Source organism: Streptomyces sp. NPDC006339, from assembly GCF_040612775.1.
Taxonomy (GTDB): Bacteria; Actinomycetota; Actinomycetes; order Streptomycetales; family Streptomycetaceae; genus Streptomyces.
Window position 1 is genome coordinate 118959 of the sequence record NZ_JBEXQW010000020.1, and the last position, 22327, is coordinate 141285.

At 74.1% G+C, this 22327-nt stretch carries 17 protein-coding genes; 6 read left to right on the forward strand and 11 right to left on the reverse strand.

All coding sequences use genetic code 11. From position 1 onward, the window contains the following. Positions 1-53: 53 nt before the first annotated feature. From fxsT to ABZ135_RS18225, 7 genes are all read right to left on the reverse strand, one after another. Positions 54-3080 carry an FxSxx-COOH system tetratricopeptide repeat protein gene (gene fxsT, locus ABZ135_RS18195; protein WP_356696823.1) on the reverse strand — a complete coding sequence of 1009 codons (3027 nt, stop codon included), beginning with the start codon at positions 3078-3080 and terminating at the stop codon, positions 54-56. A gap of 56 nt (positions 3081-3136) precedes the next feature. After that, positions 3137-4414: an HEXXH motif-containing putative peptide modification protein gene (locus ABZ135_RS18200; protein WP_356696825.1), complete on the reverse strand. Its 1278-nt coding sequence runs from the start codon at positions 4412-4414 to the stop codon at positions 3137-3139. A gap of 75 nt (positions 4415-4489) precedes the next feature. Next, positions 4490-4708 carry a hypothetical protein gene (locus ABZ135_RS18205; protein WP_356696827.1) on the reverse strand — a complete coding sequence of 73 codons (219 nt, stop codon included), beginning with the start codon at positions 4706-4708 and terminating at the stop codon, positions 4490-4492. Positions 4709-4902: 194 nt separating this feature from the next. Beyond that, positions 4903-8166 carry an SAV_2336 N-terminal domain-related protein gene (locus tag ABZ135_RS18210; protein ID WP_356696829.1) on the reverse strand — a complete coding sequence of 1088 codons (3264 nt, stop codon included), beginning with the start codon at positions 8164-8166 and terminating at the stop codon, positions 4903-4905. 7 nt (positions 8167-8173) lie between these two features. Then, on the reverse strand, positions 8174-9181 hold the full coding sequence (locus ABZ135_RS18215) for a MoxR family ATPase (RefSeq protein ID WP_356696831.1): 1008 nt from the start codon (positions 9179-9181) through the stop codon (positions 8174-8176). A 463-nt stretch (positions 9182-9644) separates the two neighbouring features. Beyond that, entirely contained in the window at positions 9645-11780 is a 2136-nt protein-coding gene (locus ABZ135_RS18220) for a trypsin-like peptidase domain-containing protein (RefSeq protein WP_356696833.1), read from the reverse strand. Beyond that, positions 11777-12268, reverse strand: a complete 492-nt coding sequence (locus ABZ135_RS18225) for a CU044_2847 family protein (RefSeq protein WP_356696835.1) — start codon at positions 12266-12268, stop codon at positions 11777-11779. The genes ABZ135_RS18220 and ABZ135_RS18225 overlap by 4 nt, the downstream gene beginning before the upstream one ends. 111 nt (positions 12269-12379) lie before the next feature. Here ABZ135_RS18225 and ABZ135_RS18230 point away from each other — a divergent pair, with 111 nt between their 5' ends. Then, a complete protein-coding gene (locus ABZ135_RS18230) occupies positions 12380-12562 on the forward strand; it encodes a DUF6104 family protein (protein ID WP_003961784.1) in 183 nt (60 codons plus the stop codon). 30 nt (positions 12563-12592) lie between these two features. Here the strand turns inward: ABZ135_RS18230 and ABZ135_RS18235 are convergent, their stop codons facing one another. Continuing rightward, positions 12593-13435 carry a hypothetical protein gene (locus tag ABZ135_RS18235; protein ID WP_356696837.1) on the reverse strand — a complete coding sequence of 281 codons (843 nt, stop codon included), beginning with the start codon at positions 13433-13435 and terminating at the stop codon, positions 12593-12595. Between the two features lie 194 nt (positions 13436-13629). On the opposite strand from ABZ135_RS18235, the gene ABZ135_RS18240 reads away from it, so the two are divergent. Then, positions 13630-14505 (forward strand): DUF4097 family beta strand repeat-containing protein, encoded by an 876-nt coding sequence (locus tag ABZ135_RS18240; RefSeq protein ID WP_356696839.1) that lies wholly within the window; start codon positions 13630-13632, stop codon positions 14503-14505. 1 nt (position 14506) lies between these two features. Beyond that, positions 14507-15427, forward strand: coding sequence for a helix-turn-helix transcriptional regulator (locus tag ABZ135_RS18245; protein WP_356696841.1), 921 nt, complete (start codon positions 14507-14509; stop codon positions 15425-15427). 12 nt (positions 15428-15439) lie between these two features. Here ABZ135_RS18245 and ABZ135_RS18250 read toward each other — a convergent pair whose 3' ends face one another. The 3 genes from ABZ135_RS18250 to ABZ135_RS18260 all read right to left on the reverse strand — a co-directional run bounded on the left by ABZ135_RS18250 (position 15440) and on the right by ABZ135_RS18260 (position 19336). Then, a complete protein-coding gene (locus ABZ135_RS18250) occupies positions 15440-16810 on the reverse strand; it encodes a cellulase family glycosylhydrolase (RefSeq protein WP_356696843.1) in 1371 nt (456 codons plus the stop codon). A 79-nt stretch (positions 16811-16889) separates the two neighbouring features. Further along, complete coding sequence (locus ABZ135_RS18255) at positions 16890-17855, reverse strand: zinc-binding dehydrogenase (RefSeq protein ID WP_356696845.1); 966 nt, start codon at positions 17853-17855, stop codon at positions 16890-16892. A 269-nt stretch (positions 17856-18124) separates the two neighbouring features. Beyond that, positions 18125-19336: an NADP-dependent malic enzyme gene (locus ABZ135_RS18260; RefSeq protein WP_356696847.1), complete on the reverse strand. Its 1212-nt coding sequence runs from the start codon at positions 19334-19336 to the stop codon at positions 18125-18127. 536 nt (positions 19337-19872) lie between these two features. Here ABZ135_RS18260 and ABZ135_RS18265 point away from each other — a divergent pair. The 3 genes from ABZ135_RS18265 to ABZ135_RS18275 form a co-directional block, all read left to right on the forward strand. After that, entirely contained in the window at positions 19873-20841 is a 969-nt protein-coding gene (locus ABZ135_RS18265; RefSeq protein ID WP_356696849.1) for an ABC transporter substrate-binding protein, read from the forward strand. Positions 20842-20877: 36 nt separating this feature from the next. Beyond that, entirely contained in the window at positions 20878-21828 is a 951-nt protein-coding gene (locus ABZ135_RS18270; RefSeq protein WP_356696851.1) for an amino acid ABC transporter permease, read from the forward strand. Continuing rightward, the coding region (locus ABZ135_RS18275) for an ATP-binding cassette domain-containing protein (RefSeq protein ID WP_356696853.1) at positions 21825-22327 on the forward strand (503 nt) is incomplete at its 3' end. The genes ABZ135_RS18270 and ABZ135_RS18275, both read left to right, overlap by 4 nt.

Here is a 22327-nt window from a genome sequence, read left to right on the forward strand (position 1 = left end):
CCGGCACCCCGAGGGGGTGCCGGGCCTCCGGCGTGTCCGCCGTCGCCACGGGCTCAGCCGAGGTTGGCCTCGAAGTCCCAGTAGGGCCGGTTCCGCTGGCGGGCCGACAGGGTGTGCGGGTGCTGGGCGCCGAGGGTGCGGGTGAGGGTGAGCAGGGCGTCCTCCTCCAGTTTGCCCGCCTCCTCGTTCTCCCGCAGGCCGCGCAGGTCGGTCGCGAGGGCCACCTGGCAGGACAGGGTGAGCGGGTGCTCGTGGCCGAGGACGTGCCGGGCCCGGCGCAGGGTCTCCCGGCTGAGCTCGGCGGCGTCGCTCACCCGGCCGTTGAAGTTGCGGGCGGCGGTGGTGTTGAGGGCGCAGCCGAGGACCCAGGGGTGGTCGGGGCCCAGGGAGGAGGTGAGCCCGGCGAGGGCGCCCTCCAGGATGGCGAGGGCGTCGGCGCGCTGTCCGGCGGCCTGGAGGACGAGCGCGGTGTTGGCGAAGACGCCGGTGGCGACCGGGTGCGCGGGGCCGACCAGCGCGCGGTAGCCGGCCTCGGCCTCCTGGATGAGGTCGCGGGCGTGCGCGAGGTCGCCGTGCTCGCGCAGGTAGTTGGCGTAGTTGTTGATGGAGGAGAGCGTGATGTAGTGCTCGCGGCCGTGGACCTGCTCCATCTGTTCCAGCAGGCTCTCCATGGTGGCGCCGAGGTCCTGCTGGAAGCCGCCCTCGCGGCGCCGGCACAGGGCGAGCTGGGCCCGGGCGTAGAGGGTGTTGAGGTGCTGCGGGCCGAGCACCTGCAGATGGAAGCGGACGTTGTTCTCCTGGCGGGCCAGCGCCTCGCGGTAGTTGCCGAGCAGGCGCAGGTCCTGAGCGACGGCGTTGCTGACGCTGAGGGTGTGCGAGTGGAGGGCGCCGAGCGCGTTCTCGCTGCGGGCGAGGGAGGCGATGTCGTGCTCGTACGCCTCCTGGTAGCGGCCGAGCATGCGCAGCATCAGGCCCAGGTTGTGCCCGGCGACGAGGGTGAGGAACTCGTGGTCGCCGAGGAGGCGCTGGGCCTCGGCGAACGCCTCGCGCTGGATCCGCTCCGACTCCTGGTACTGGCCGAGGAAGCGCAGGTCGCTGGCGATGGAGACGGACGAGCGCAGGGTGCCGAGCTCGTCGCGGGTCTCGGCCTCGTCGAGCCGGGCGCGCAGGGCGAGGTCGAGTTCGTACGCCTCGCGGAAGCGGCCGAAGGCCCGCAGGATGTAGCACTCCTGGGAGGTGAGCTCCTGCATCTCGGGGCTCAGCGGGTCCATGAAGGTGGACCAGTGGGCGCGGATCTTCTCGGCCAGCCGGATGCCGGCCCGGAACTCGGCGCTGCGGAAGCAGTAGCGCAGGCAGTTGAGGACGGCGGTCTGCACGCGCGGGTTGCGGCTGGCGAGCGCCCCGGAGGGCTCCAGGTGGGGCAGGAGTTCGGCGTAGCGGGGCCAGTGCCGGCTGTCCATGGGGTTGCCGGGGTCGGCCTCGGCGAGCAGGGCCCGGACCGCCTTGCGGTGGGCCTCGCGGTGCTCGCCGTCGGTGAGCCGGGCGACGATGTCGTGGACGAGCCGGTGCATGTGCACGGACTCCTGGTGCGGCCCCATCTCCAGGCTGGCGGCCGGCCCCCGGGACTCGCGGCTGAGCACCGAGTAGTTGACCAGGGTGTCCAGGGCGCGGTTCCAGGCGGGCAGGTCGGTGGCCATCCAGCGCAGGTCCTCGGGCAGCTCGGCCTGCGGGTAGGCGCGGACGATGCCGAGGGGGATGCGGCCGGGGGCGAAGGACGCGCACAGGCTGAGCACGTCGATGGCCTGCGGCTGGGCGCGCCGGAGCCGGTTGATCAGTATCGACCAGGAGGTGAGGGAGGCGTTGGGGAAGCCGTCGCCGGCCCGCTCGTCCACGGTGGACAGCCGCCCGTCGCGGACCATTCGCAGGTATTCGGGGACCTCCATGCCGGACTCGCCGAGCCAGGCGGCGGCCTGGACGAGCGGCAGGGGCACGTCGCCGAACTCGGCGGCGACCTCGTCGGCCTCGGGCGCGGTGATGTGCGGGGCGCGGCGCATGAGGTAGGCGGTGGACTCGGACCGGTCGAAGCTGGGGACTTCGAGGATGTCGGTGTGCTCGCCCCAGGCGCGGTTGCGGGAGGTGATGAGGACGTGGCCGGGGCCCTGCGGGAGCATCACGCCGGCGCCCTCGGTGTCGTCCCAGCCGTCGAAGATCACCAGCCAGCGGGAGTGCGGGTCGCCTCGGCGCAGGGCCTCGCGGACGGCGCGGATGCGTTCGCCCGGTTCGTTGCCGCTGGGGAGGCGGAGCGCGGCGGCGAGTTCGCCGAAGCGGTCGCGCTGGACGTTGCGGTCGTCGGAGTTGACCCACCAGACGACGTCGTAGTCGGGGCTGAAGCGGTGGGCGTACTCGGCGGCGATCTGGGTCTTGCCGATGCCGGACATGCCGAGGAGGGTGCAGGCGGCCTTGCCGCGCTCGGCGTCCATGAGCCGTTCCTGGAGCTCGGTGAGGAGGTCGTCGCGGCCGGTGAAGCGGGGGTTGCGGCGCGGGATCTCGCCCCAGATCTCGGGCGGGGTCTCCGGGTAGCGGACCAGGGAGCCGGGCGCGATGCGACGGCCCGGCGAGCGGCGGGGCTCGATGCCGAGCCGGGTCAGCAGCCGCGCCTCGGCCTCCTCCTCGCCGACTCCCCAGAGGCTGACCGGTTCGAGGACGGCGGTGGCGGGCAGGAGGGTGCGGTTGGTCAGGTTGACGGCCGCGAAGCGGTCGGCCTGCTCGAGGACGAAGCCGCGCAGGACCTCGTTCCACTCGCCGGCGGGGCGGGGGCCGAGCTGGAAGAACCAGTCGTCGAGGACGAGCAGCACCGTGCCCCGGGCGAGCAGCAGGTCGCCGAGCGAGTCGGCGAGCGGGGTCTCGCGCGGCGGGTCCCACCGCTGGAGGGTGACGCGCACCCCGTGGGCTTCGAGCCGCTGGTTGATCCAGGTCGCCCAGGGGCGGTTGTAGCCGGGGAAGACCACGAGGACATGTCCCGGCGCGGCCCTTCCGCCGTGTTCCGCCGACGCACCGCCGCCCGACCGCACTTCCGCCATCCGAGTCTCCCGTCCCGCTCCCGCGCAACGCAGTGTCATGTGCCGTGGGCACAGTGTTACCCAGTCGCCCCCGGCGCCGCTTCCAGGCTCGCGTGGTGCCGCCTCATCTGATGGGCGAACTTCCGCCCCTCCGTGGTCAGTTCATCAGATTCAAGCAGGATCGCCAGACCTTCACCCACCTGATCGTGGATACGGTCGAACTGCTGACCGGCCCGGGCCCGCCAGGCCGCCGGGACGCCCTCGGCGACGGCGGCCCTGCGCCACAGGTCGGTCAGCGCCAGATGCGCGTAGGTGCCGTGCAGCACCCCGGAGATGGGCCGCGGGTCGGCGCGCCAGCCGACCCGGTGCACGGCGGCCCGGCCCGCCCCGTAGAGCGGGACCAGCTCGTGCAGCGTGGCCAGTTTGCTGTGGTGCAGCTCGTGGACGAGGGTCTCGGCCATGTCCTCGGCCCCGGAGGGCAGGGAGGTGAGGACGGCGCCGGGCGCGGCGCTCATGGTGGCGCCGAAGGAGCCGGGGCCGCGGGCCACCAGCGGCACGATCGCCCGCACCGCCCGGCGCACCTCGCCGGCGCGGGCCGGGTCGGTGCGGTGCAGCAGGTCAAGCCCGGACTCCCAGCGGGCGGACCAGGCGGCCCGGTCGGTGACTCCGTGGTCCTCCGCGCGGCGGGGCGGCAGGCCGATGCCGCCGGCCGGCACCCGGTACGGGTCCATGTCGTCGAGGCGCGCGGCGGAGCCGCTCAGCACGTGCAGGCCGGTCCAGCCGGGGCCGTGGCCGGTGAGGGCGCCGGTCGCCGGGTCGGTGCGCAGCAGGACCTCGGAGCCGGCGGGTCCGGACGGCTCGGGGCGGAGCCGGCCGGTGCCGGCTCCGGAGCGGATGCGGACGCGGGGCGCGCCGGTGCTCAGCCGTCCGACGCCGGGCAGCACGAGGAGGCCGTCGGGGACGTCGACGGTCAGGTGTGCCGGGCAGCCGGAGCGCAGGGCGGCGGTGGCGGCGAGGACGTCGAGGCGGGCGAGGTGCCGGTCGAGGCCCGGTCCGACCGGTTCGGCGAGCGCGGCGGCCAGCCAGCCGCCCGTCGTGGGGTAGTCGAGGAGGTCCCGGACGACGTCGGGGCGGCGCCGCTCGGCCCGTTCGAGCAGGTGCCAGGCCGCGCCGAAGCGATGGAACACGGCGTCGTCGACGGCCTCGCGATGCCGCTGCACCCGGACGAGCAGGGCTTTGAGCAGGAGCAGCCGGCGGGCGTGCAGGGCAGCGTGCAGCAGCGAGGCGCTGCCGGCCTCGGCGCGCGTGCGGGCCAGTTCGCCGAGGGCCGCCGCGTGGGGTCCGGCGAGGCTCATGCCCGCCTCCCGTCGCGGCCGGCCCGCCGCCGCCCGGCTCTGGCCGGAAACCGACGGGCGCCGGGCGTCAGTCGGTCAGTGGGCGACGCTCCCCCCGTCCTCGGCGAGGGCGCCCTCCGGCCAGGCGTCGGCCAGCTCCTCGGGCTGCCACAGCAGTCGCTCGACGGCCGCCGCGAGCTCGGGATCCTCCATGAAACGCAGGGTGCGCAGGTCGACGGCCGTGAGATCGGGCAGGTGCGGTGGGCGGGCCTCCCTCCGGTCGACATCGGCCACCCACTCCATGTGCTCCAACACTCTCGGCTCCTCCTCACCGGCGCGTGTCCCCCACGGTCGTAGCGGCGGAGCGGTTCTTCCCGACGCCGTAAAGTCAGAAACCCGTTCGACTCAACTGCTCCCATGTGCGCCCCCGTTATCCAGCCGTCCATCCGGTGTCCGTCCAGGCGTCCGTCCGGGCGTCCGTCCGACCGCCCCCGGACCGCCGGAACGCTCTACGTCTCCGTACCGCGCCACGCCCACCACGGCGGCCCGATCCGCCGCCGCTCCGCGCGGGGCAGCCGGCCCGGGAGCGGGCGTGGGGTCGCGGTCGCCTCGGCCAGCAGGGCGCGGGTGCGCCGTACGTCCGCCCAGTCCAGCGGGACGAGGACGGCGTCGAGGCGCCGCCACTGCTCGACGGCGGCGCCGAGCGCCTGCGCGGCCCCGGCGAGGCGGTCCATCAGATACAGCACGGCGCCCTGGGCGTGCAGGGCGCGGGCCAGGGTGACCGTGCCGGGGGTGTCGCCGTGGGCGGCGCGCTCGTCGTCGGCGGCGCGCTGGTAGGCCGTGAGGGCGTCGGCGAGCTGCCCGTCCCGCGCGGCCTCCGCCAACCGGTAGCGCACCCAGCCCAGTTGCAGCCACACCTCGGCGCGGGCGGCGGGGCCGCGGGCGGTGCGCAGGGCCTCGTCGAGGAGATGGCGGCTCTCGTACAGGTCGGGCAGGAAGCCGGCCCGGTCGAAGCGGAGGGCGAGGACGCTGCCGATCAGGACGCGGGCCCGGAAGCGGGCGCCGGCGTCGGCGGGCAGGCTGGTGAGGGCCTCGCGGAGGACGGACTCGGCCCGGTCGACGGGCGCGGTGCCCTGGCCGGCGGCGGCCCGGCGCAGCAGGGACTCGCCCCAGGTCAGCAGGAGCCGGCCGCGCTGTTCTCCCTCGGCGGGGGTGAGCAGGGTGGCCCGCTCGTAGGCCGCGTCGGCGGCGGGCCCGTCGCCGGTGGTCTCGTACAACCGGGCCCGCGCGGTGGTCCAGCGCAGCCGGAGGGCGAGGGAGTCGCCGAGCAGGGGTTCGGCCCGGTCGAGGGCGGCGGCGACGGTCTCGGGCGCGGAGCCGGCGAGGTGGAGGGCGTCGGCCAGGTCGAGGAGCACGGGTCCGGTCGCGCGCAGGGCGAGGGCGGCGGTGAACGCCGTGGCCGCGTCCGGTCCCTCGCCCCGGGCGAGGAGCAGCCGCCCGCGCCGGACCAGGAGCGCGTGGCGCCGCCCCTCGGGCCAGTCGGCCGTGTCTCCGTCGAGCGCGGCGAGGGCCGCGTCGAGCCGGTCCGCCTCTCCGGTGTGGCGCCACAGGGCGTAGTGGGCGGCGGCCTGTTCGAGGCGGGCCTCGGCCCAGGTCTCGCCGCCGGGCTCGGCGAGCTCCGCGGCCCGTACGAGCTCGGTCACGGCCCGGTCGAGGAGCTCCTTGCGGCGTCCGCCGTCCCGTACGGCGAAGGTGCCGGCCTGCGCGTACAGCACCTGGCCGAGGACGAGCCGGGCGACCGCGGTGTCCTCGGGGCGGCCGGGCGGCGGGCCGTCGTCGCCGAGCGCGGCCTCGGCCCGGTCGAGGGCGGCGTCGAGCAGGGACGGGTCGGACTGGAGGCGCCACTGGTCGAGCAGCCGGCGGGCGGCGTCGAGCGGTTCGGGCGTGACCAGGTCGGGGTGGTAGAAGCGCAGCACGCGCGCGGGGATGCGGGCGAAGAGCTCGGCGGCGGCGCCGGCCGGTTCCTCGTTCTCCTCGCCGGGACCGGTCGCGGCGGCCGCTTCCTCGTCGGCGCCGTGTCCGGCGAGCCGGGCGGCGGCCAGCGCCGGGAAGTTGCGCATGCCCTGCCCGAAGTGCCGCTCGACGAACTCGGAGCAGTGCTTGAGCACGAGCGCGGCGGCGCCCCGGTCCAGCGAGCCGAGAAGGTGCTCCTGCACGGCCGGGGAAAAGCTGAAGCAGGGGTACGGGGTGGGGCCGGGCAGCCGGCGCAGGAGCCCGCTGAGCAGGACCTCGGCCAGCTCCATGGGGCCGGTGTCGGGGAGCATGGCGCGCTGCACGAGCTGCATCACGGGCAGGGCGAGAGGGGCGGCGGCGAGGTGGACGGCGAGCCGTACCGCGCCGGGGGAGGCTCCGGCGCGGAAGGCGCGCAGCAGCTCCTCGTCACCGCGCCGGGCGCCGCCGGCCGCCGCCACGGGCGCGGGCCGGCTCCCGGCGGGAACGGCGCGCACGGCGGAGACGGGCCGGCCGGCGAGGCTGTCCCGGGTGGTGGGCACGCTCCGGACGGCCAGGCCGTCCTGGGCGGCGGGCACGGTCCGCTCGGCGGGAGCGGTCCGAGGGGCGGGGCCGATCCGGGCGGCCCAGCCGCGGACGGCTCCCCCGCCGTGTCCGGTCAGCAGCCGGGCCCAGGAGGCGAGGGCCTCGGGGGTGGGGGTGAGCACGGGGACGGCCCTCAGGTCCGCGGCGACGGGTTCCCAGGCGGCCTCGTCGGGCTCGAAGCCGACATGACCGCCGGGGGCGGTGGGCCGCAGCAGGGTGCCGGGCTCGACGGGCAGCGCGGTGCGGGGCCACAGACGCGGGGGCAGCGGCTGGACGAGGGCGAGCGGGGAGTGGCGCGGCCACTGGTGGATGAGCCGCTGGGCGGCGCCGCGCTGCCAGAGCGGGCCGACGCAGTCGCTGACGACGAGGGTGAGGCGGCGCCCGGTGGGGTCGTGCAACTGGTCGCCGGGGCGCAGCCGCGGGCGGCCGTCGAGTCCGGAGGTGGTGGTGACCAGCGGCGGGCCCTCGCCGGTGTCGTGGAGGCGGTGGACCTGGACGTCGCGGAAGGCGCCGGACTGCTGGCACGCCTGGCGCAGTTCCTCGACCATCCTCGTCCACACCACCATCGCGGGCCCGGTGTCCATGAGGAGCTGGATGTCGGGGCGGGGCCCGGTGGCGGGCCGCAGCACGGGGGTGAGGATGCCGGAGGCGGCGCTGCGTTCGGCGGTGGCCTCCTCGTCGAGGCGGCCTTCGCCGGGCCGCGCGGGCAGGTGGTCGCCGTAGTGGCGCAGGGGGCGGAGGGCCTTCTGCAGTCCGAGGAGTCCGGGCAGGGCGTTGGCGCCCGGAGCGCGGACCGGCAGGGCGGCGCCGGTCCCGGCGGTCACGCCTCCGGTACGGCGCGGGCCGCCGACCGGGGGCAGGGCGAGGTCGACGGTCTCGGTGCTCCGGGGCGGTGGTGCGGCCGGGTCGTCCGGGGGCCGCGGGTCCGGTGTGGCGGGGGTGGGGATGGCCGGATCCCGACGGCCCGGGGAAGTCCCGGTCCGGGCCGGGCCCGGCGGCGGGTCCCCGTCCCGGTGCTGCCCCGGGGCTCGCCCGCCGGAGCGGTCGCCGGGGCCCGCCGGGTCGGCGCGCGGCAGCCACTGGGCGAGCCAGACGGCGTCCGCGACCTCCTCGGCGGTCGGGTCCTGCCCGCCGGCCCGGAGTCTGCGGGTGAGCTCTTCCAGATGCATCCGGTGCATCCGGCCATCACCTCGGCTGATCGAGCGGCTGCATGAGCATGTCCGCGATGCGGTCCCGGGTCACCCGCTCGGCGCGGGGGGCGTGCTGGGTCAGATAGAGGGCGTTGAGCAGTTGGTCGGTGGCGATGACCTCACCGGGCTCCCGGTCCAGGAAGCGGGCGACGAGCCCGGGTTCGGCGGCCGCCGCGTCGGGCCCGAGGTGGGCCTCGATCATGGCGCCGAGCTGCTCCTCGCCGGGCGGTTCGAGCTCCAGGCGGATGCAGCGGCGCAACAGGGCGGCGGGGAAGTCGCGTTCGCCGTTGGAGGTGAGGACGATGAAGGGGAAGGTGGTGCAGCGGATCCGTCCCCCGTACACCGGGACCTTGCGTCCGTCGTCGGTGAGCACCTCGACGACCGGCTCGCGGTCGGCGAGCCGCTCCAGCTCGGGGATGGCGAACTCGCCCTCCTCCAGGGCGTTGAGGAGGTCGTTGGGCAGGTCGAGGTCGCTCTTGTCGAGCTCGTCGATGAGCAGCACCCGGGGCAGCTCGGACGGCAGCAGCGCGGTGCCGAGCGGGCCGAGCCGGAGGTACGAGCCGATGCCGGCCGGGCTCGCGGCGGTGCGGTCGGAGTCGGCCCGGGCCCGCTCGAGCTGGACGTCCTGGAGGCGGCCGATGGCGTCGTAGCGGTAGAGCCCGTCCTGGAGCGTCGTCCGGCTGACGATGGGCCAGCGCAGCACCCGGCCGAGGCCGAGCTCATGGGCGACGGCGTGGGCGAGCGTGGACTTGCCGGTGCCGGGATTGCCGGTGACCAGGAGCGGCCGGCGCAGGTAGAGGGCGGCGTTCACGGCGTCGGTCTCGGCGGGCCGGGGGTGGTGGTTCTGCACGAGCCTGCGCCGCACGCCGAGCCGCCGGTCCGAGCCGGCGAGCGTGTCGTCGGCCCCGCCGGCGGAGAAGTCCCGCCACGGCGGCGGGGCGGGCAGCCGCCGTATCTCGTCGTGCGGATGGCCGGCACCACGGTAGATCCGCCAATCGTTCACGCCTACTCCTCCTGGCTGCGCTGTCTTCGCCGACCCCGTCGAACGTACCTCGCGAGATACCCCGCTGCCGACGCCCAAACCGGCCCGGCTGCGGGGCGGTTGAGTTCGAGCGGGGGCGGTCCTGGGGCTCGCGGCGCACCGGCCGGGACGGGCGGGGCGGGGTGCGCCGACCGGGGCGCGGCGGGCGTGAGGGGCGGCCGGAGCGACCGGAGCGGCCGGAGCGGCCCGGAACGCAGGGGCGTTCCCGACGGGCCGGCCCGGAGGGGTCGGTCGGGTCGGTGGGCCGGGTCCGGTCGGTGGGCCCGGTCCGGTCGGTGGGCCCGGTCCGGTCGGTGGGCCCGGTCGGCCCTTCGGGCCGGAGGGGTGGTCGGTGCCGGGGCGCGGCCGCCGAGGCGGGGCAGCCGGGGGCCGGCCCGCACCGGGACCGGTGCGGGGCCGGGGGCCGACGCGGGCGTGGGGGCCGTCATCCGTCGGCCTCGCCGAGGAGCGGGGGGCCCTGGAGGGGCGCCTCGTACGGAGGGCGGTCGGGAGGGTCGTAGAGGACGGCCAGGTCCTCGGCCCAGGCGTGGTCGGAGCGCTCACGCGGGTCGCCCTCGGTGTCGGCGGCCCGCATGCGGCGCAGGGTCCGTACCGGGCGGTGCAGTTCCTCGGCGCCGGCCGCGGCGGCGAGCAGCTCGCCGGCCCGCTCGTGGAACTCGGCGCAGTCGGCGTGGCCGGGGGCGGAGCGCCGCCACAGGGCGATGGGGTGCCCGGCGGCGAGGGCCGCCTCCATGGCCCGCTGGCCGTCGCCGCCGGCGACCGGTCCGCAGTAGACCGGCACGCTGCCGTCGCCGACCGCGTCGAGGCGTTCGTACGCGCTCATCCGGCTCTCCTTGCGGAGGTGCGGCGCGTGGGCGTCGCCGTCCGCGCCCGCCGCGAGGACCTCGGCGCGCAGCGGCACGGCCCGCAGCGGCCCGCTCTCGCTGCCGCGCCAGCGCTTGCGCCACTCCGGGGACGGCGGATGGTGGCTGCGGTGCCGGTCGCGGATGACGACGGTCCGCCGCTGGCCGAGCGGCAGGGAGCGCTCCCCGAAGGGCTCGTCGTCGGGCGAGAGCCGCCATGTGTCCAGCGGCTCGTCGAACAGCTCGCGCGGCAGCACCACTTCGACGGCGGCGAGGTGGTCGCCGCTGTCGCCGAGGCGGAGCGCGTCGACGAGGGGTCCGCGCAGGGTCTCGCGGAGCCGGTCGCGGGCCACTCCCCCGTCGTCGCCGCGCAGCGGGCTGACCGTGCGGCCGTCGAAGAGGAGCATCACGCGCCAGGCGTAGCGCCGGGGGCTGCTGTAGGGGACGGCGTCGATCTCGACGCGGACATCGGCCCGCGCGCCCTGCTCCCGGCCGGGAAGGCCGCCGTCGGCACGCCCGCTCGCACCGGTTCGGCCACCGCCCGCACCCGCATCCGTACCCGCGTCGCCGTCGGCGCGCGGCGGCTCGGGGTCGAGCAGGGCGGCGATCTCCTCGCGTACGGCGACGTGTGCGCCGCCCGACTCGTCGGCGATCCAGGCGGCGAGGGCGTCGATGCCGGGCCCGGGGCCGTACCGCTCGGTGAGGTGGCGGGCGACCTTGGCCGCGTAGAGGAGGACGGCGTCGAGTCCGAGGTCGGTGGACTCCGGCCCGTGCTCCCGCCGGGGGGCGTGCAGTTCGTGGAGGAGGCCGACGCCGTCCCGCCAGGTGCGGGCGTCGGTCTCCAGGACGGCCTGGTACTCGGGGTGCAGGACCCGGCGCTTGACCGCGTCGACGAGGGCCATGACCTCGCCGGGGCCGCTGGGCGGCGGCAGTTCGGCGAAGCGCCCGTAGAGCTGGACCCGGCGGACCGGGCTGACGCCCCGTGCGGTGGCGGGCCACAGCTCGGTCTGGGCGTCGGTCCAGGTGCGGCCGGAGCCGAAGGAGCGGTGCCGGGCGAGGTGATGGCGGTCGTGGGCGCGCAGCACCTCGTGCAGCACCTCGCCGCCGGGCACGTCGTGGAGCTCGCGCAGCGAGGTCAGCGGGACGGCGGCGCCCTCGTTCTGGCCGCGTCCCTTGTTGACGCCGATGACGGCGCCCCGGCCCAGGTCGACGACGGGGCCGCCGGAGCAGCCCTCGATCGGGACCGCCCACTGCAGCAGCAGGGCTCCGCCGGAGAAGCCGTTGGCCTGGCCCTCCACGTCACGGACGGCGACCTCGCCGGTCTGACGGGACCAGCCGTGCAGGCTGACCCGCGCGGGTGTGGTCGGCGGCCGCTCGCTGAGCCGTACGCAGGCGGCGTCCCGGGCGCCCTCGACGCGGACGAGGGCGAGGTCGGGGAAGTCCCAGAAGGAGAGCGTCTCCTCGGGCGTGGCGGGGCGCGGCTTGGCCAGCACGACCCGGCCGGTGGTCGCGCCGCCCTCCCAGGTGATGCCGACGGCCGGTTCCTTCCTCCACACCGCGCCTCCCCCCTTGGCCACCACATGGGCGCAGGTCAGCACCCAGCCGGGGGCGATGAAGAAGCCCGTGCCCCAGAACGGGTCGCCGTGCGGGTCATACCCGCCACCGGGAGCGGCGATGCGTACGAGTGCGGGGCGCACGAGAGCGTCGAAGGCGCTCATACGGCGCCGGGGCCGTTCTCCGGGGAGACGGCGGGTGCGGGGACGGGAGGCACGACGGGTGCCGGGGGTGCGGCGGGGGCGGGGGGTGCCGATGCGACGGCGGGTGCCGGGGGTGCGGTCTGCGCGTCCGCCCGCGTCTCCGGGGACGGGTCGACCCCGCGGCCGGGCTCGGTCCAGGTGAGGGAGACGTTGACCGACGCCTTGCCGCCGCCGTCGGCGAGGACGCCGATCACCTTGCCGGCCTGCGCGGAGAGTTCGATGCCGAAGCTGACGGCGACCTCGACCGAACCCTGCGGGTCGAGCCCCGCGCGCAGGGAGCCGACCACCCCGCGCACCACGTCGGTGAGGCCCCCGGCCATCGACACGACCCGGTCGCCGATGCCGGTGTCCTGGAAGCCGCTGCCCCGGTCGAGCTCCTCCGCCCCGCTGATCCGGGCCCAGACGGGCGTGCCGTCGTCCAGTCGTATCCGAGCGATCCCATGCGTCACAGCGGCCCCCGCTCCCCGAAACGATGATGAAGAAGGCTAGTCCGAGGGACGGGAGAGGAACAGAGGAACAGGGGACACGGTCGGTTCTTCCGTACGGCCTATTCTGAACGCATGTACTTCACCGACCGTGGCATCGAGGAACTGGAGAAGCGGCGCGGCGAGGAGGAGGTCACCTTCGAGTGGCTCGCCGAGCAGCTCCGGACCTTCGTCGATCTCAACCCCGACTTCGAGGTGCCGGTCGAGCGCCTCGCGACCTGGCTGGCCCGTCTCGACGACGAGGACGAGGACGAGTAGGGCGGGGTCGGCGCCACCGAGGAGCGCGGCTCAGTCGCCGAGCCGCAGCCGCTGACGGGAGGCGCGCGGCCGGTCGCGTACCAGCGCGAGCGCCCCATGGGCGACGAGGAGCGCGCCGGCCGTCGTCCAGCCGCCGCTGCGGCGGCCGATGCCCCGGACGAGCAGCGGCACGCCGGCCGCGAGCTGGACCGCGCCGAGCAGACGGGCCCCGCGGCCACGCGCGCCCGGGCCCGGCCGGCCGCCGTCCTCCACCGCGTCGGGGCCGGCGCGTACGAACTCGCGCACGCCGGGCCGTTCGAGGAGTTCGGCGCCCCGGTCGCGGGCCGCGGCGCGCAGCTTGCCGGTGCTCTCGCCGGGGGCGAGGCCGTCGGGCAGGGCGAGTCCGGTGCGGGCGAGCACGGCGACGAGGCCGACGAGCCGGGCGGCGGCGTCGGCGTCCGGGTCGGGTTTCGTGAGGGGTTCGAGGGCCTGGACGTCGAGGACCGGGTCGAGGGCGAGCCGGTCGGCGAAGGTGTGGACGGCCTCGTCCTCGCCGACCGGGGTGCCGTCGGCGAGCCAGGTGTAGCCGACGGTGCGGCGGAAGCCCGAGGCGAGGGTGAATCCGGCCCGGTCGGCGTCCCACCACAGCGCGAGGACCGGGCGGCCGGCGGTGCCGACGGCGAGGGCGGTGGCCCAGCCGGTGACGACCCGCTCGACGGGTTCCGCGTCGTCGAGCCAGGGCTTCCCCTCGGGTACGAGGACGGTCCAGCCGGGTCCGGCGGGGGCGAGGAACGGCTGTTCCGGCAGCAGTCGGGCCGGCGGGCGGACCGCCGTGGCCTCGGCCCGGCAGAGCAGCAGCGCCCCGGCGGAGCCGGGTCCCGATCTCGCGTTCATGGCCCCTACGCTAGGGCAGTTTGTCCCGATCCGTCAGTGATCGCCCCACCCTTGGTCGACCCTGTCAGGGGAGAGTCGGGGTTGACGTGACCCGACCGCGATATATCGTGTTCACCAGAGACGCGATATATGTTGCGTCGTCGGTGCCCCCGGTCGCGGCGCCGGCGTCCGCCATGACACGGGAGGTCAGCACCATGACAGAGTGGTCCGTCACCGAGCCTCGCAAGATCCCGCTGACCGACCCCGTGAGCCGGCTCCGGATCCGTGTCGTCAACGGCACGGTGAACGTGGTGGGGACCGACGAGAGTTCCGCCCGCCTGGAGATCTCCGAGATCGAGGGCCCACCGCTCGTCGTCTCGCAGGAGGGCTCCACCCTGACGGTGAGTTACGAGGACCTGCACTGGACGGGTCTCCTCAAGTGGCTCGATCCCAGTGGCCACCGGCGCCGGGTGGTCGTCTCGGTCGCCGTCCCGGCCGGGACCGACGTCGAGGTCGGGGCGGTCGGCGCCGAGACCGTGATCTCCGGCGTGCGGGGACGCACGGCGGTGCGCGGCGTCACCGGCGACACCACGCTCGTCGGCCTGGCCGGTCCGGTCCGCGCCGAGACCGTGTCGGGCAACCTGGAGGCGCAGTCCGTCACGGGAGCGCTCCACGTCAACTCGGTGACCGGCGACGTCACCGTCATCGAGGGCGCGGGCGCCTCCGTGAAGGCCGAGACGGTCAGCGGCGACATGGTCGTCGACCTCGATCCGTCCGCCGGCCTCGACGGGCCGCCCGCCGACATCCGGCTCACCAGCGTCTCCGGCGAGGTCGCCATCCGGCTGCCGCACCCCGCCGACGCCACGGTCCAGGCGAGCACCACCAGCGGGTCGGTCTCCAACGCCTTCGAGGACCTGCGGGTCGGCGGACAGTGGGGCGCCAAGACCATCACCGGCACCCTCGGCGCCGGTCGCGGCACGCTCAAGGCGACCACGATCTCCGGCTCCATCGCCCTGCTGCGCCGCCCCGAGCCGGAGCCCGACGGCGACGGCTGGACCGCCGCCTCCCCCGCGTCCGGAAAGGTCCTCTGACATGCCCCCCGTCTTCGCCCACGGCCGCCTGCGCCTCTACCTCCTCAAGCTGCTCGACGAGGCCCCCCGCCACGGGTACGAGGTCATCCGCCTCCTGGAGGAGCGTTTCCAGGGGCTCTACGCACCCTCGGCGGGCACGGTGTACCCGCGGCTCGCCAAGCTGGAGGCCGAGGGCCTGGTCACCCATGCCACCGAGGGCGGCCGGAAGGTCTATTCGATCACCGACGCCGGGCGTGCCGAGCTGGCCGGACGCGGCGGCGAACTCGCGGACCTGGAAGTGGAGATCCGCGAGTCCGTCTCCGAGCTGGCCGCCGAGATCCGCGACGACGTGCGCGGCGCCGCGGGCAAGCTGCGCAGCGAGATGCGGGCGGCGGCGAGCGCCTCCCGCAGCACGGGGTCGTCCTTCGCCGACGCCAAGGAGGAGCTGCGCAAGGCGAAGCAGGAGTGGCGTGAGCAGGCCCGTCAGGCGCGGGCCGAGGCCCAGTCGGCCCGGCGCCAGGCGAAGGAGTTCCAGCGGATCGCCCGGCAGGTCCAGGAGCAGGTCCAGGACCGGATGGCCCGGGGCGAGTGGCCGAAGGGCGTCTGGGAGGGCATCTCCGACATCACCGCCCAGCTCGGCGACCTGGTGACGGGCACGGTGCACGGCACGGCGCACGGCGCGGGCGGCGCGGGCGGCGCGGGCGGCGCGGGGCGGCCCGCCTCCGCCGAGCAGGCCGTCTCCGACTGGGCCAAGGACATCGACGGGGCGGCCGAGCCGGCCCGTGAGCTGGACCGGCTCCTCGACCGCTTCCGCGACGACATCCGGGACGCGGCGAGGGACCACGGCGTCACCCGCGAGCAACTGGCCGACGCCCGCCGCCACCTGGGAGCGGCGGCGGACGGCATCCTGTCCCTCCTGAACCCCGACCGGAGAAACGCCTAGGGCCCGCCGCCCTCAGCCCCGCGCGGCCGTCACCGTCACCGAGACACGGGCGCCCGGGGCGGCGAGGACCAGGGCCTTGCCAGGGGCGGGCCGGAGCACGATCGCCCTCCCCCGGGCCGCGACCTGCCACGCGCCCGGGGGCAGGGAGAGCTCGGTGACGCGAGGGCCGCGGCGGGCGGAGTCGTACGCCAGGCGGTAGACGCCGGACCCGGAGTCGTACGCGGAGGAGCGGACGGTGCCGGCGACGGCCTCCGCGTACGGCTCGGCGGTCAGCTCCTTGTTCGTACGGAAGGTTCCGGCGCCGTCCACGGCGCAGTAGCCGCCGCCGTAGCACCACACATAGCCGGCCCAGCCGGAGCCGTAGCGGCCGAGGGAGGCCATGGCGTCACGGTAGAAGCGGTTCATGTTCGGAAGGGAGTTGTTGAGCGGACCCCACTCCCCGACCACCACGGGGACCTTGTACTCCTTGGGGTACAGGGTGACGGCGCGCTCGTAGTTCTCGATCCAGCCGGCCTCGGGGTCGTAGTCGGCGCCCGCCTCCATGCCGGTGTTGTAGAAGTGCGGGGCGTAGACCACCTTCGGGTCGTCGATCCGGCCGAGACCGGTCGGCACGCCCTCGCCGACGATGGGGGTGGGCTCGACGAAGATCCAGCCGTCCCGGTCGGCCGAACGGACCGCGTCCGCGAGCCGGTTGTACATCGGGGTGAGCTGCTCGCGCTCGATCCGGCGCGCGGCGGTCGGCAGGTCCTCGCCCTCCCGCAGCTCGCCCATGGGTTCGTTGATGAGGTCGTAGCCGAGCACGGCGGGATGGTCGCGGAAGCGTTCGGCGAGCACGCGCCACATCCGGGCCTGGGCGGCCCGCAGGTCGGGGTCCTCGTAGAGGTGGGTGAAGGCCCGTTGGACGGCCGGTTCGAAGTACTCGGAGAACCAGTCGTCGGGGCGCGGGGTGAAGGGCAGGCCGTCGGTCCTGGTCGCCCAGGCGGGGATGCCCCGGTGGCCGAAGGCGGGCCCGAAGACGTCCTGGTGGGCGTCGATGAGGACCTGGACGTCGTGCTTCTCGGCCCAGTCCAGGACGCGTTCGATCTTCCGCAGGTAGTCCTGGCTGTAGTGGCCGGGGCGGGGCTCCAGGTCGTCCCAGAAGACCAGGAGGCGGGCGAAGTTGAAGCCCTTGGCCCGCATGTCGCGGAAGTGCTTCTCGGTGATGGCGGAGAGGGCGGCCTCGCCCCGGTTCGTCTTGTCCTCGACGTTCCAGCCGCGCAGGGTGAGGGCGCGGCCGTGGGAATCGGTGAGGACGGGTATCGCGTCCCCGGTCTCCGCCCGGGCGGTGGTCGGGGCGAGCAGTGAGGCGGCGACGGCGCCCGCCACGAGGGTGGTTCGCAACAAGGGGACCTCCGGCACGACGATGTGAGCGTTGTTCACCTTTCGCGGTGCCGGAGATCCCATCAGCTCTCCTGACGCGTCATCAAGAGGTTGTGAGCACGATCTTTCCGAAGAGTTCGCCGGAGGCCATCTTCTCGAAGCCCTCACGGGCCCGGTCGAGCGGCAGCACCTCGTCGATCACCGGCCGCAGCCCCGTGGCCGCGCAGAAGGAGAGCAGGTCCTCCAGCTCGTCCTTGGAGCCCATGGTGGAGCCGACCACCTTGAGCTCCAGGAAGAAGATCCGGGTCAGCTCGGCGTGCGAGGGGCGGTCGCCGCTGGTGGCGCCCGAGATGACGAGCGTGCCGCCGGGGCGCAGCGACTTCACCGAGTGGGACCAGGTGGCGGCGCCGACGGTCTCGATGACGGCGTCCACCCGCTGCGGCAGCCGCGCGCCCGGCTCGTACGCCTCGACGGCGCCGAGCTCGACGGCCCGCTTGCGCTTGGCCTCGTCCCGGCTGGTGGCGAAGACCCGCAGGCCGGCCGCCTTGCCGAGCGCGATGGCGGCGGTGGCGACGCCGCCGCCCGCGCCCTGCACGAGGACCGAGTCACCGGGCCGGACACCGGCGTTGGTGAAGAGCATGCGGTACGCGGTGAGCCAGGCGGTCGGCAGGCAGGCGGCCTCCTCGAAGGAGAGCTCCTTGGGCTTGGGCAGCACGTTCCAACGGGGCACGGTGACCCGCTCGGCGAAGGTGCCCTGGTAGCGCTCGGTCAGGATGGAGCGGGGCTCGTCGGGGCCGACGCCGTGGCCGGACTGGCCGATGACGGAGTGCAGGACGACCTCGTTGCCGTGCTCGTCGATGCCGGCGGCGTCGCAGCCGAGGATCATCGGCAGCTTCTCCTCGGGCAGTCCGACCCCGCGCAGCGACCACAGGTCGTGGTGGTTGAGCGAGGCGGCCTTGACGGTGACGGTGGTCCAGCCGGGACGGGCCTCGGGCTCGGGGCGTTCGCCCAGTTCGAGGCCGTTCAGGGGCTGGTCGCGGTCGATTCGGGCAGCGTAGGCGGCGAACATGGCCCTGAGCGTAGGACGGTGGCGGTACGCGACGGAACCACGCGCCGGTGTGACGCATGTCCCCCCGCGCCCCCGCCCCTCCCGCGCCCGCACCAGCCCCCGTACACCCGGCCGGCCCCCGCGCCGCGCCCGCGCCCGGCCCCGGACGCGCGCGACCCGGACACGCGCGAGGGGCCCCGCACCGGCCTGAGCTCGGTACGGGGCCCCTCGCACATCTCGCGTACGGCGCCCGCGTCCGCACGACGCGCGCGTCACGTACGACGTCCGCGTCAGCGGCGGGCGACGCCCTCCGCGCGGGCGGCGGCGGCGACCGCGGCCGCGACGGCCGGGGCGACCCGCTCGTCGAACGGCGACGGGATCACGCAGTCGGCGGAGAGCTGCTCGCCGACCACGTCCGCGATCGCGTTGGCCGCGGCGATCTTCATGCCCTCGGTGATCCGGGAGGCCCGGACCTGGAGCGCGCCGGCGAAGATGCCGGGGAACGCGAGGACGTTGTTGATCTGGTTCGGGTAGTCCGAACGGCCGGTGGCCACGACCGCCGCGTACTTGTGCGCGACGTCCGGGTGCACCTCGGGGTTCGGGTTGGCCATGGCGAACACGAAGGCGTTCGGCGCCATGGACGCGACCGCCTCCTCCGGGACCGTACCGCCGGAGACGCCGATGAAGACGTCCGCGCCGGCCAGGGCGGTCTCCAGGGAGCCGGTGAGACCCGCCTTGTTGGTGAGCTCGGCGATCTCGCGCTTGACGTCCGTGAGGTCCTCGCGGTCGCGGCTGACGATGCCCTTGCGGTCGGCCACGGCGACGTCGCCGAGCCCGGCCTCCAGCAGGAACTTCGCGATGGCCACACCGGCCGCACCGGCGCCGGAGATGACGGCGCGCAGGTCGCCGAGGGTCCGGCCGGTCAGCTTCGCCGCGTTGCGCAGGGCGGCGAGGGTGACGATCGCGGTGCCGTGCTGGTCGTCGTGGAAGACCGGGATGTCCAGGCGCTCCTGGAGCTTGCGCTCGATCTCGAAGCACCGGGGCGCCGAGATGTCCTCCAGGTTCACGCCGCCGAAGGACGGGGCGAGCCGGACGACGGTCTCGACGATCTCGTCGGTGTCGGTGGTGGCGAGCGCGATCGGCACCGCGTCCACGCCTCCGAACTGCTTGAAGAGGATGGCCTTCCCCTCCATGACCGGAAGCGACGCCTCCGGGCCGATGTCGCCGAGGCCGAGCACCGCCGTGCCGTCGGTCACGACCGCGACGACCTGTGACTTCCAGGTGTAGTCGTTGACCAGCTCGGGCTGCTCCGCGATTGCCGTGCACACCTTGGCGACGCCGGGCGTGTACGCGAGGGACAGGTCGTCCTTGTCGCGCAGCGGCACCGTGGCCGTGATGGCCATCTTGCCGCCGCGGTGCAGCGCGAAGGCCGGATCGAAGGGCTCGCCGGGAGCCCCTTCCGTGCCGCTCTCGCTGCGAGGATTGACGATCTCCGCTGCCATTGGGTTGACCCCTTAAGTCTTCTTCATTTGAGGGTGGCCGCTCCCGGTTGAGGAGGGGTGGGTGGGTCCCGCGGCCGCCGTGTCTGGCAGCCGCGCGGGCGCGCCGCACAACGCGCCCTGAGCCCCGGATGAGGGGTGTAAGGATCCTTCTTACCGGACAGACGGGTCCGGAGACGAGTCCGTGAAGCCTCGGTGACACGACTCATACCGAGCGCTACCGGACACGCACGGAGAACGACACGTCGCCCGATGTCCGGATAGATACTTTCCCGACCCGAATAGCGGCCTTCGTGTCGTCCGAATGGCGAGATCAACAGGAGAATTTACGGTGGGGTAGCCACCTCTCCGGAGAAGGTTTTGCCTTGGGAGGACTGGCCACCGCGTTTCGGCCACCACCCGTTACCCGATTTTGACATCCTTGGCCGTCGGTTTGCGGCAGTCCGAATGGCAAGATGCCGTAATCACACGAGGTCGCGGCACTCGAAGGTGCGTGCGCGGCCTAAGGCAACTCCCTCACACGCCGGAGGAACCCGACCATGACCGCACGCTCCACGCGCTGTACGACCGCCGCCAAGACCCGTACGTCCCGTCTTGCCGCGGTCGCCGCCATCGCGGTCGCCGGCTCGATGCTGCTGACCGCCTGTGGCGACCAGACCGAGGGCGGCTCCACCAAGGAGGGCGGCGACTCCACCGCCGCCGCGAGCAAGGCCCCGCTGTTCTCGAAGCTTCCGGCCGACATCCAGAAGGCCGGCGTCATCAAGGTCGGCACGGACGCCTCGTACGCCCCCATGGAGTTCACCGAGGGCGGCAAGATCGTCGGTGTCGACCCCGACATCGCGCAGGCGCTGAGCAAGCAGCTCGGCGTCGAGTTCAAGTTCACCTCGGGCACCTTCGACGGCCTGATCACCTCGATCTACACCGGTCGCCAGGACCTGATCATGTCCTCGATGACGGACAACAAGAAGCGCCAGGAGGGCCTGGACGACAGCGGGAAGAAGATCGGCAAGGGCATCGACTTCGTCGACTACTTCAGCTCCGGCGTCTCCCTGCTGGTCAAGAAGGGCAACCCGCAGGGCGTCAACTCCCTCGACGACCTGTGCGGCAAGACCGTCGCCGTCCAGCGCGGCACGATCTACGAGGACACCTTCAAGGCGCAGGCCGCGAAGTGCGGCGCGAAGAAGCTGACCATCCAGGCGTTCGACACCGACGCCGAGGCCCAGACCCGCGTCAAGGCCGGCGGTGCCGTCGCGGACCTGAACGACTACCCGGTGGCCGCGTACATCGCGAAGACCTCGGGCGGCGGCAACGACTTCGAGGTCGTCGGCAGCCAGAGCGACGTCGGCCTCTTCGGCATCGGTGTGTCCAAGGACAAGCCCGAGCTGCGCGACGCCATCAAGGAGGCGCTCGACGCGATCATCAAGGACGGCTCCTACGCGGAGGTCCTGAAGAAGTGGAACGTCGAGGGCAGCGCCGTGAAGTCGGCGACGATCAACGCCGGCAAGTGATCTCCTCGCTCCTCGCTCCACTGAAGGGCAGTCGTCGTGACTGACAAGATCTCCAAGGACCCGGCCGCCGCACCGGCCGGGTCCGGCCCCTCGGGCACTCCCTACGAGGCGATCAAGGCCATCCCCGTACGCCACTACGGCCGCTGGATCAGCGCGGTCGTGGTCGTGGTCCTCCTCGGGTGGCTCTTCTACGCCTTCTCCCAGGGAAACATCATCTGGGACACGGTGTGGGACAAGCTGTTCGACACGTCGATCCTCGACGGCCTCGCGAACACCATCATCATCAGCGTCGCCTCCATGGCGCTCGGCCTGGTCCTGGGCATCCTCTTCGCCGTCATGCGGCTCTCGAAGAACCCGGTCACCGGCGCGGTCGCCTGGCTCTACATCTGGTTCTTCCGCGGCACCCCGGTGTACGTGCAGTTGCTGGTCTGGTTCAACCTGTCGCTGATCTTCGAGTACATCAACCTCGGGCCGATCTACAAGAACGAGACCGTCGACGTCATGACGCCGTTCATGGTCGCGCTGCTCGGCCTCGGCCTCAACGAGGGCGCCTACATGGCGGAGATCGTCCGCGCCGGCATCCAGTCGGTCGACGAGGGCCAGACCGAGGCGGCCCACGCGCTCGGCATGTCCCAGACGAAGACCATGGGGCGGATCGTCCTTCCGCAGGCCATGCGGGTGATCGTGCCGCCGACCGGCAACGAGTTCATCAACATGCTGAAGACCTCGTCCCTGGTCTCGGCCGTGCAGTACACCGAACTGCTGCGCGCGTCCTCGAACATCGGCTCCACGGCCGGTGCCGTGATGGAGATGCTCTTCGTGGCCTCCATCTGGTACCTGGCGCTGACCAGCGTGTTCAGCGTCGGCCAGTACTACCTGGAGCGTCGCTTCTCCCGCGGTTCCCTCCGCACCCTGCCGCCCACCCCGTGGCAGCGGGTCAAGAAGAACCTGACCACGTTCAAGCGTTCCCCGGAGGCGACCCGATGACCGGCCAGCCCATGGTCAAGGCCGAAGGCGTCCACAAGTCCTACGGCGCCGCGCACATCCTGCGCGGTATCGACCTCGAGGTGCACAGCGGTGAGGTGTTCTGCCTGGTCGGCCCGTCCGGCTCCGGCAAGTCCACCTTCCTGCGCTGCATCAACCACCTGGAGCGCATCGACGGCGGCCGCCTGTCCGTCGACGGGCAGCTCGTGGGCTACCGCCAGAAGGGCGACAAGCTCTACGAGCTGAAGGACAGCGAGGTCGCCGCCCAGCGCCGCGACATCGGCATGGTCTTCCAGCGCTTCAACCTCTTCCCCCACATGACGGCCCTGGCCAACGTGATGGAGGCGCCCATCCAGGTGAAGGGCGAGTCCAAGGCCGTGGCCCGCGAGCGCGCCGAGCGCCTGCTGGACCGGGTCGGCCTGCGCGACCGCATGGGCAACTACCCCTCGCAGCTCTCCGGCGGCCAGCAGCAGCGCGTGGCCATCGCCCGCGCGCTGGCGAT